The sequence below is a fragment of the Actinomadura sp. WMMA1423 genome, assembly GCF_006547145.1.
GTDB lineage: Bacteria > Actinomycetota > Actinomycetes > Streptosporangiales > Streptosporangiaceae > Spirillospora.
In genome coordinates, this window is the sequence record NZ_CP041244.1 from 8,647,560 (window position 1) to 8,657,329 (window position 9,770).

11 protein-coding genes are annotated in these 9,770 nt (G+C 71.2%); 4 read left to right on the plus strand and 7 right to left on the minus strand.

Annotation, left to right across the window (positions count from 1 at the left end; genetic code table 11):
• Nucleotides 1-2: 2 nt before the first annotated feature.
• The 6 genes from FKD65_RS39835 to FKD65_RS39860 form a co-directional block, all read right to left on the minus strand.
• Nucleotides 3-1,217: a cytochrome P450 gene (locus tag FKD65_RS39835; RefSeq protein ID WP_141584701.1), complete on the minus strand. Its 1,215-nt coding sequence runs from the start codon at nt 1,215-1,217 to the stop codon at nt 3-5.
• 139 nt (nt 1,218-1,356) lie between these two features.
• Entirely contained in the window at nt 1,357-2,583 is a 1,227-nt protein-coding gene (locus FKD65_RS39840; protein WP_141584703.1) for a histidinol-phosphate transaminase, read from the minus strand.
• A 70-nt stretch (nt 2,584-2,653) separates the two neighbouring features.
• Nucleotides 2,654-2,944 (minus strand): DUF6295 family protein, encoded by a 291-nt coding sequence (locus FKD65_RS39845; RefSeq protein ID WP_141584705.1) that lies wholly within the window; start codon nt 2,942-2,944, stop codon nt 2,654-2,656.
• A 14-nt stretch (nt 2,945-2,958) separates the two neighbouring features.
• Nucleotides 2,959-3,741, minus strand: a complete 783-nt coding sequence (locus FKD65_RS39850; RefSeq protein WP_240809837.1) for a dienelactone hydrolase family protein — start codon at nt 3,739-3,741, stop codon at nt 2,959-2,961.
• 55 nt (nt 3,742-3,796) lie between these two features.
• Complete coding sequence (locus FKD65_RS39855; RefSeq protein WP_240810408.1) at nt 3,797-4,627, minus strand: undecaprenyl-diphosphate phosphatase; 831 nt, start codon at nt 4,625-4,627, stop codon at nt 3,797-3,799.
• A 131-nt stretch (nt 4,628-4,758) separates the two neighbouring features.
• A complete protein-coding gene (locus FKD65_RS39860) occupies nt 4,759-5,886 on the minus strand; it encodes a 5-methyltetrahydropteroyltriglutamate--homocysteine S-methyltransferase (RefSeq protein WP_141584710.1) in 1,128 nt (375 codons plus the stop codon).
• Nucleotides 5,887-5,976: 90 nt separating this feature from the next.
• Between FKD65_RS39860 and FKD65_RS39865 the strand changes: the two genes are divergently transcribed.
• From FKD65_RS39865 to FKD65_RS45205, 4 genes are all read left to right on the plus strand, one after another.
• Nucleotides 5,977-6,773, plus strand: a protein-coding gene (locus FKD65_RS39865) for an IS5 family transposase (RefSeq protein ID WP_240810296.1) whose coding sequence is annotated in 2 segments (ribosomal slippage) — nt 5,977-6,319 and nt 6,319-6,773 — 798 coding nt in all. Because the reading frame shifts where the segments join, the coding sequence is not laid out codon by codon here.
• Between the two features lie 323 nt (nt 6,774-7,096).
• On the plus strand, nt 7,097-7,495 hold the full coding sequence (gene tnpA, locus FKD65_RS39870) for an IS200/IS605 family transposase (protein WP_141584713.1): 399 nt from the start codon (nt 7,097-7,099) through the stop codon (nt 7,493-7,495).
• A complete protein-coding gene (locus FKD65_RS39875) occupies nt 7,496-8,689 on the plus strand; it encodes an RNA-guided endonuclease TnpB family protein (RefSeq protein WP_141584715.1) in 1,194 nt (397 codons plus the stop codon).
• Entirely contained in the window at nt 8,686-8,988 is a 303-nt protein-coding gene (locus FKD65_RS45205; RefSeq protein ID WP_205718428.1) for a hypothetical protein, read from the plus strand. The genes FKD65_RS39875 and FKD65_RS45205 overlap by 4 nt, the downstream gene beginning before the upstream one ends.
• A gap of 13 nt (nt 8,989-9,001) precedes the next feature.
• Here the strand turns inward: FKD65_RS45205 and cobF are convergent, their stop codons facing one another.
• Complete coding sequence (gene cobF / locus FKD65_RS39885; protein WP_205718429.1) at nt 9,002-9,751, minus strand: precorrin-6A synthase (deacetylating); 750 nt, start codon at nt 9,749-9,751, stop codon at nt 9,002-9,004.
• Nucleotides 9,752-9,770: the final 19 nt, after the last annotated feature.

The window sequence follows — 9,770 nt, forward strand, 5'->3', positions numbered from 1 at the left end:
GCTCAGGGGCCGAGCACCACGGGGAGGGTGCGGTGGCCGTTGGAGATGAACGACTCCACCGGCCTCAGCCCGGCGGGGTCGACGGCGAGCTCCATCCCGGGGAAGCGGGCGAAGAGCGCGGGCAGCGCGATCTCGGCCTCCAGCCGCGCGAGGTGCGAGCCGACGCAGAAGTGCGCGCCGTGCCCGAACGAGATGTGCTCCTTGTTCGCCCGCCGGACGTCGAACAGGTCGGCGTCGTCGCCGTGCAGGGACAGGTCGCGCCCCGCCGCGGCGTAGGCCGCGAGGATCGCCTCGCCCTTGCCGATCGTCACGCCGTCGACGTCGATGTCCTCCACGGCGTAGCGGAGCGGCAGGTTCGCGACCGGCGCCTGCCAGCGCAGCGCCTCCTCGATCACCTCGGCCCACGGCACCTCGCCGGACCGGACGAGCGCGTACTGCGCCGGGTGCGTGAGCAGCGCGGTGATCGCCTGGTCGAGCAGGTTCACCGTCGTCTCGTGCCCGGCGGAGATCATCAGGATCAGCGTGTCGACCAGCTCCTGCTCGCTCAGCCGCGAGCCCTCCTCGTCGCGGGAGGAGATGAGCACGCCGGCCAGGTCGTCGGCGGGCTCCCGGCGCCGGAACGCCACGAAGTCCTGCAGGATGCCGTACATCTCGGTCTGGTTGGCGATGGCCTCCTCGGCCGTCAGCGCCGTGTTGAAGATGCCGTCCACGCAGCGGCGCAGCGCGGGCCGCGTCTCGACCGGGACGCCGAACAGCCGGCAGATCACCTCGATGGGCAGCGGGTAGGCGAACGCCTCGCGCAGGTCGGCCCGGCCGCCGGGGGAGGCCGCCAGGCCGTCCAGGAGGGACCGGGTGATCTCCTCGACGTCGGGCCGCATCGCCTCGGTGCGGCGCGGGGTGAACGCCCGCGAGATGATCGTGCGGAGCCGCCGGTGGTCCTCGCCGTAGGCGGTGAACATGTTCCGCACCGAGACCCACAGGCTCAGCGGCCAGTCCTCCGCGATCTCGCCGTCGATCCATTTCGTCCAGTGCCGGTTCGGGTCCTTGGAGACGCGCGGGTCGGCCAGCAGCCTTTTGAGCTGCTCCTGGCCGGTCACCGCCCACGCCACGACCCCGCCGGGCAGCTCCACGGGGGTCACCGGCCCCCGGGCGCGCAGTTTCGCGGCCTCTCCCTGGACGTCGCTGCCGGCCGGGTCGATGACGAGCGGTGTCTCCATTTGGGGCCTCTCCAGGCAGGGGTTGGAACGCATCCGTAATGGCGTGCGTGCGATGAGCGACGCTGCCAACGTAGAGGTCTCGGCGTTATACCGCCAATTCACCTGGAAACGGACGCACTTCGCCTGTTTCGGCCTTTCCTTAAATGGCCGCGCGGAAATCCTCCGGGCGGGTCTCGGTGTGCTGGAGGTGGTCCCCCTCGCCCCACCCGTGGCCGGGCGCCACCACGTTGTCGGGCGGGGCCTCGGACGCGGTGCCGTACAGGTAGGAGCCGAGCCCGAGCAGCAGCCGCTGCACGTCGGCCTGGGGCCGGACGACCAGCCGCAGGAACTGGCTCGTCGACCCCAGCTTGTTCCCGCACTCGCGGACGAACACCCCGTGGTGCGCGATCAGGTGGTCGCGCAGGCCGACGCCGTCCTTGCCGTCCGGCAGCTTCACCATGACGAAGTTGCCCTGGGACGGGAAGACCTTGAGGCCCGGGAGCGACGCGAGCTGCTGCGCCATCAGCAGCCGGTCGCGGGCCAGCAGCCGCAGGCTCTCGCGGTACTCGGCGCCGTGCTCGCGCAGCAGGAACACCACGAACTCGGCGAAGGAGTTGAGGTTCCACTTCGGCAGCGCCGCCCGGACCGTCCGCGCCAGCGCCGGGTTCGCCACCATGTAGCCGAACCGGACGCCGTGCAGGCCGAAGTTCTTGCCGAGGCTCTTCAGCACGATCACGTTCGGCCGGATGCGGGCCTCGTCGGCGACGCTCGGGTTCGCCTCGGCGTCCACGAAGTCCAGGAACGACTCGTCCACCACGACCAGGTCCAGGTCGATGAGGCAGTCCAGCAGCCGGACGATCTCGCGGCGGGGGACGTACCCGCCGTCGGGGTTGTTGGGGTTGCACACGACCGCCGTCCGCGACCCCCGCGCCCGCACGAACCGCACGAAGGCGTCCACGTCGAACTCGAAGCCGAGCAGCTCGTGCAGCTGGAACATGTCCACCCGCTTGCCCGTCTCCAGCGGCTGGTCCGTCCAGCGGCCGAACGTCGGGATCGGCGTGGCGAGGCTCCCGCGCACCAGCAGGTGGTCGATCCAGGTGATCAGCTCCGTGGAGCCGTTGCCCATGACGACCGTCTGCGGGTTGTGCCCGAGCACCGCGCACAGCTCGGCGGTGATCGTGTCGGCGTCGCTCGGGTAGTACTTCAGGATCTGCTCGAGCGAGCCCGCGAGCTGGGAGAACATCCCCGGCGTGGGGAAGTACGGGTTGCACGGGATGCAGAAGTCGATGAGGTCCTGGCGTCCGGGCGAGGCACGCTGGAGGGCGAAGAAGGACGGGCTGTGCGCGCTCCGGCGCAGCAGGCTCGGATCGATCTGGTCCGATGGCACGCAAGGGGGTACGCGCCCTCCGGGGCGCCGGTTCAGCGGCGGCCGGCCGGCCCGCGGGCCCCGGCCCCGCTCAGGCCGCGCCCGCGGGCCGGCCGCCTGCCGAGGCGAGGCCGGGCGGGGCGGCGGCGAGGGCCCGCTGGATCGCCTCGACCAGCGCCAGCGCCGACTCCTCGGTCAGCTCGACCGCGACGCGTGCGGACGGCCCCTCCCCGGCGTTGGTGAAGTCGATGTTCACGGTGTGCTCGTGGCAGGCGTGGTACGGGTGGTCGACGTAGACCGCGCCGCCGGTCAGCGTGAACCAGCCGGTCGCGCCCTTCGCCGCGCCTTCCAGCTCCACCTTCACCGTCTGGTAGGTGCACATGGGGGTCTCCTCTCTCAGGCGCTCAGGTGGCGGTCGAAGAAGGCGAAGATCCGCCCCCAGCCGTCCTTGGCGGCGGCGGGCCGGAACGCGGGCCGCTCGACGGCGAAGAACGCGTGCCCCGCGCCGGGGTAGGTGTGGAACTCGTGCTCCTTGCCGAGCCTGGTCAGCTCCGCGTCCAGTACGGCGACCTCCTCGGGCGAGGGGAACTTGTCCTCCTCCCCGAACAGGCCGAGCAGCGGGCACGACAGGCCCGGCGCCTTGGAGAGGATCGACCGGGCGGAGGCCGGGTAGTCCTCGGGCGGATCGTTGACGACGAAGGCGCCGTAGCAATCGACGGCCGCGTCGACGTCCAGCTCGCAGGCCGCGAGGAACGCGTGCCGCCCGCCCGAGCAGTGGCCGATCACACCGATCCGCCCGCTGGCGTGGTCGAGCGAGTTCAGGTGGGCGGCGGCCCCGGCCACGTCCCCGACGAGTTGCTCGTCGGGGACGCCGCCCTTGGCGCGGGCGGCGGCGGCCTGGTCGTCCGGGCTCACCCCGGCCCCCTCGCGCGAGTACAGGTTCGGGGCGATCGCGGCGTACCCGTGCGCGGCGAACGTCCGGACGAACTCCTTGGTGCCGGGGTCGTAGCCGGGCATGTGGTGGATGACCACGACGCCGCCGCGCGGGGCGTCGCCCAGCGGCCGCGCCAGGTACGCCTCCAGCTCGTCCTTGCCGTACCCGGTGATGGCGACCGTTCCGGCCCACATCGCGTCGTTCATGACCTCGGCGCTCCGTTCCTCGGCGGGGTGTGCGCGCACGCCGTGCTTCCCCCGGCGTGCGGACCGTGACAGTCTCCCGCATACCCGCCGAGGCTCAGGCGTTCAAGGTTCCCGCGCCGAGGAGGCCGAACAGGAGGAGGCCTATGACCACCCGGTAGACCACGAACGAGGTGAAGCTGTGCCGGGCGACGAACCGCAGGAGCCACGCGATGGACGCGTAGGCCACGACGAACGACACCGCGGTGCCCACGGCGAGCGGCAGCGCGCCGGTGCCGGTGCCGAGCGCGCTCGGCAGCTCGTAGATGCCGGCGCCGGTGAGGGCGGGGATGCCCATGAAGAACGACAGGCGGGTCGCGGCGACCCGGTCGAGGCCGAGCATGAGCCCGGTCGACATCGTCGCCCCCGACCGGGAGAAGCCGGGGAACAGCAGGGCGAGGATCTGCGAGGAGCCGATCAGCATCGCGTCGGTGAGGGACGTGTCGTCCTCGCCGCGCTTGTGCGTGCCGAGCCGGTCCGCGGCGAACATCACGGCGCTGCCGACGATCAGCGACCCCGCGACCACCCACAGCGAGGCGAGGGGGCCCTCGATGAGGTCCTTGGCGGCGACCCCGACGATCACGACGGGGATGGTGGCGTAGATGACCCACCAGGCGAACTTGTAGTCGTGGTGGTAGCGCTCGGACGGCCGGGCGATCCCGACGCCCCACGCCTTGACGATCCGGACGATGTCGGAGAAGAAGTACACCAGCACGGCCGCGATGGCGCCGACCTGGATCACCGCGGTGAACCCGACGACGGACGGGTCGTCCACCGGGATGCCCATCAGGCCCTCGGTGATCTTCAGATGGCCGGTCGAGGAGACCGGGAGGAACTCGGTCAGGCCTTCCACGATCCCGAGGACGACCGCCTGCCCGACATTGATCACGCTCAAGTACCCGGTTCCTCTCCGACCTGCGTTTGCTCCGCGCCGAGCCTACTGCCGCCCCGCGGGCGGGTCCCGTCGCGAGGCCGATAACTTCACCCGCCGTTAACCGATACGACCGATTCCGGACATGCTCAGCCCCAGACCTCCTGGGCGGTCTCCGCGACGAGACGCAGCTTCGCGGCCTGCTGCTCGGCCGTCAGCACGTTGCCCTCCACGGTGGAGGAGAACCCGCACTGCGGGGACAGGCAGATCTGCTCCAGCGGGACGAACCGCGACGCCTCGTCGATGCGGCGCTTGAGGTCGTCCTTGGACTCCAGCTCGCCCCGCTTGGTGGTGACGAGGCCGAGCACGACCATCTTGCCCGGCGGGACGAACCGGAGCGGCTCGAAGCCGCCGGACCTGGCGTCGTCGTACTCCAGGAAGAACCCGTCCACGTCGAGCTCGCCGAACAGCGCCTCGGCGACGAAGTCGTAGCCGCCCTCGGCCGTCCAGGACGAGCGGTAGTTGCCCCGGCACATGTGGGTGGTGACGTTCATGCCCTCGGGGCGGCCCGCCACGGCGGCGTTGATCTGCCGGATGTAGCGCAGGTGCAGGTGCTCGGCGTCGTCGCCGCGCTCGGTGACGAGGGCCCGCTGCGCGGGGTCGTTGAGGTAGGCGAGGCTGGTGTCGTCCAGTTGCAGGTAGCGGCAGCCCATGGCGCCGAGCCGGCGCACCTGCTCGGCGTAGGCGGCGGCGAGGTCGGCCCAGAACTCCTCGACGTCGGGGTAGACCTCGGGATCGATCGCCGCGGGCCCGCCCCGGTAGTGGACCATGTTCGGCGACGGGATCGTCAGCTTCGGGGTGACGCCCTCGCCGACCGCGTCCCGCAGGAAGGCGAAGTGGTCGGCGAAGATCGTGTCCTCCAGCCGGACCCGGTCGTGCACGCGCAGCGCCGCGGTGGTGAATTCGATGTCGCCGGCCGCGCCGTGGAACCGCACCTTGATCTTCTCGTCCGCCGGGCTGATGCCGCCGAGCCGGTAGATGAAGTCCATGTGCCAGGACGTGCGGCGGAACTCGCCGTCGGTGGCCGACCTGAGCCCGGCCTCGCGCTGCATCCGGACGGCCTCGCGGATGGCGGCGTCCTCCGCCTCCGCCAGGGCCGCGGAGTCGATGCGCCCCTGGGCGTGCTCCTCGCGGGCGGTCAGGAGGGCGGGTGGACGCAGGAGGCTGCCGACATGGTCGGCCCGAAACGGAGGCCGGTTTCGGACGGATTCGGGCATGGCTCGCTCCCTCCGGAGGCGCGTTGATCACTACGGCCAATTTAGACGTCATCTCATTTGGATTGGTGGCAGTAGCCTACGGTCGTGGAGATGGTCGAGCGGCTGGTGCCAGAGGAGTTGTGGGAGCTGTTCCAGCGGGTGGTGCCGCCCGCTCCGACGCGGCCGCAGGGCGGTGGCAGGCGTCGGCACGGAGATCGTGAGGTGCTGGCGGCAATCATCTTTGTGGCGACCACCGGTTGTACATGGCAGCAGTTGCCGCCGGTGTTCGGGCCGTCGGGCCCGACCGCGCACCGGCGCTTCACCGAGTGGACGGCCGCGCGAGTGTGGGCCAAGCTGCACCGCCTGGTGCTGGACGAGCTGGGTGCGCGCGGCGAGCTGGACTGGTCGCGCTGCGCGATCGACTCCGTCAGCGTCCGCGCGAGCAAAGGGGGGAGCTGACGGGCCCGAATCCTGTCGACCGCGGCAAACGTGGGTCGAAGATCCATCTGCTGGTCGATCGTGCCGGATTGCCGCTGTCTGTCGGGATCTCGGCGGCCAACACCCACGACAAGCTCGCTCTGGAGCCGCTGGTGCGGGGCATCGCGCCGATCCGCTCCCGGCGCGGGCCGCGCCGGCGCCGCCCGGCAAAACTGCACGGCGACAAAGGCTACGACTACACCGACCTGCGGCGCTGGCTACGCGGGCGAGGCATCACCCCGCGCATCGCGCGCCGCGGCATCGAGTCCTCCGACCGGCTCGGACGGCACCGCTGGGTGGTGGAACGGACGGTGTCCTGGCTGAGCGGCTGCCGCCGCCTGCACCGCCGCTACGAACGCAAGCCCGAACACTTCCTGGCCTTCGTCGGCATCGCCGCCACACTCATCTGCCACCGCCGACTAGCCAAATGAGATGACGCCTTAGGCACGTTCCCAAGGGCGGACAATGGCTCGCCGGGAAAGACCCCGGGCGCCGGGGCCTGCGGGACGGACCCCGTCCATGCTCATCCCCAGATCTCCTGGGCGGTCTCGGCGACGAGGCGCAGCTTCCCTGCTGCTCGGCGGTCAGCACGTTGCCCTCCACATGTGGGTGGGTGACGTTCATGCCCTCGGGGCGGCCGGGCAGCGTCGCATTGATCGAGTTTCTTGGGCGCAGATCCCGGCTTCAGTCGTGGGGTCAGCCCATCTTTCTCGACTCCCGGTCGTTAGGTAGCCCTCAGCTATATAGTCTTTGTGTGGCTGTAGCCCTGCGGTCGAACGGCAACGTCGTCTTTCGATGTGCGTTCCGCGTGGTGTGGTGCCCGAAGTACCGGCGGCCTGTGCTCGGCGGCCGGGTCGAGGAACGACTCAGGGACCTCATTCGCGAGGGCGTCGAGGATAAAGGGGCATGGCTGGTGGAGTTGGAGGTCATGCCCGACCATGTCCACCTGGTGGTCGAGGTCGACCCTCAGTTCGGCGTCCACCGGCTGGTGAAGGCCGTCAAGGGCCGCTCCTCCCGCGTGCTGCGCGAGGAGTTCCCGCACCTGAAGTCGCGGCTCCCGACACTGTGGACCAACTCCTATTTCGTGGCCACCGTCGGTGGCGCGCCGCCGGCCGCGGTGGAGCGCTACGTCGAGCAGCAGAAGGGCCGTTGAATGCTGACCGGCCGGCGCTACCTTCTGGCGCTCACTCCCGAGCAGGAGCAGTTCGCCGGGCTCATCGGCGACGCGTGCCGGACGGTGTGGAACGTCGGGCTGGAGCAGCGCCGCGCCTACCGGCGCCGGGGCGCGTCTGTCGGCTACGTCGAGCAGGCCCGGCAGATGGCCGAGGCCAAACGCGACTTCCCGTGGCTGGCCGAGGCGCCGTCGCACACGCTTCAGCAGACGCTCCGCGACCTGGAGCGCGCGTGCGGGACCCACGGCACGTTCAGGGTCCGGTGGCGGTCCAAGAGCAAGACCGCGCCGTCGTTTCGGTTCCCCGATCCCAAGCACATCGCTGTGGAACGCCTCTGCCGCCGGTGGGGCCGCGTGCGGCTGCCCAAACTCGGATGGGTGCGGTTCCGCTGGACCAGGCCGCTGGGCGGCGAGTTGCGCAACGCCACCGTCCTGAAGGACGGCGGACGCTGGTACGTCTCGTTCTGCGTCCAGGACGGAATGGCAGAGGCCTGCCCGAACGGCGGACCGGCCGTGGGCGTGGACCGCGGCGTCAAGGCCGCCGTCGCCACCTCCGACGGGCATCTGCGAGACCGCGCGTTCATCACCCCCGGCGAGGCCGCGCGGCTCAAACGGCTTCAGCACAAGCTCGCCCGCCAGCGCAAGGGATCCAACCGTCGTGCCGCCACGCGGGCACGGATCGCCGCGCTGAACGCCCGTGTCCGCGCCCGCCGCACCGACTTCCTGGCCTGGACCGCGAACAGGCTGACCCGCGACCACGAACTGGTGGCCGTCGAGGACCTGAAGGTCCGCAGCATGACCGCCTCAGCGCGCGGCACCCTCGAGGCGCCTGGCGTTCACGTCCGGCAGAAAGCCGGACTGAACCGGGCGATCCTCGCCAAGGGCTGGGGCGCTCTGCTGACGGCACTGGAACACAAGGCACGCTACAACGGCTCCCGCATCGTGCGGGTGCCCGCCGCGTACACCTCGCAGCGCTGTTCGGTGTGCGGGCTGGTGGATGCGAAGTCCCGCGAGAGCCAAGCGGTCTTCGCCTGCACCTCCTGCGCCTACACCGGCAATGCCGACGTGAACGCAGCGAAGAACATCCTCGCCGCCGGGCTGGCGGTGACAGGGCGTGGAGACCTCGCCGCCGGGCGGTCTGCGAAGCGCCAACCACCCGAAAGGGACGCCGCGTGAACGCGACTCACCCACGGGAATCCCCCGCCCTCAGGTATGGGGAGGAAGTCAAGCGCTCGGTCGGCACCTCGGTGTCGGCGGCCGTGGTCGGGGTCGTGCTGTCCCAGCTGACCATCGACCTCGGCGGGCGCGTGCTGCCGTCCGAGGACGGCTTCCGCGCCGGCCTGCTGATCGGCTGCGGTGTGGCGCTGCTCGCCGGGGCCATCGCGCTGGCCATCCCCGGGCGCGGGCGCTCGGTGACCGCCGTGTCGGAGGAGGAGGCCGCCCCCGCCGTGGAGAGCGCCGCTTCCAAGGCCTGACGACCGGCGCGGGTCAGGCCCGTGCCGGGGACTCGCGCCGCAGGAGGTAGGTGTCCATGATCCACCCCTTGCGCGCGCGGGCCTCGGCGCGGACGGCCCGGATCCGCTCGGCCACCTCCGCGACCGGGCCGCAGACGAGGATCTCGTCGGGCGTGCCGAGGTAGGCGCCCCAGTAGATGTGGTAGCCCTCGCCCGCCTCGGCGAACGCGCAGTGCGCGTCCAACATCACGAGGACGTCGTCGGCGGTGGCGCCCTCGGCGGCGAGGCGGCGGCCGGTGGTGATGTGGACGGGGCGCCCCACCCGCGTCAGCCCGACGCGGTGCCGGGCGGTGAGCGCGGAGACGCTGCTGATCCCGGGGATCACCTCGTACTCGAACTCGGCGTCCACCTCGTCCAGCGCCGCGAGAGTGCTGTCGTAGACGCCGGGGTCGCCCCAGACGAGGAGCGCGCCGGTCTCCCCGTCGGCCAGTTCGCCGGTGACGAACGACTCGTAGATCCGCGCGCGCCGCGCCCGCCAGTCCTCGACCGCCGCGGTGTAGGCGGCGGCGTCCCGGTCGCGGTCGGGATCGGCGGCCTCCACGACCCGGTACGGGTGCCGCCCGTGCGCGGCGATGAGCTCGTGCCGCAGCCCGGCCAGGTCGTGCTTGGCCTCGCCCTTGTCGACGATCAGGAAGGCGTCGGCCGCGGCGATGGCCTTGGCCGCCTGGAACGTCAGGTGGTCCGGGTCGCCCGCGCCGATGCCGATGATCAAAAGCCGCTTCACGGCGCCAAGTGTGCCAGAG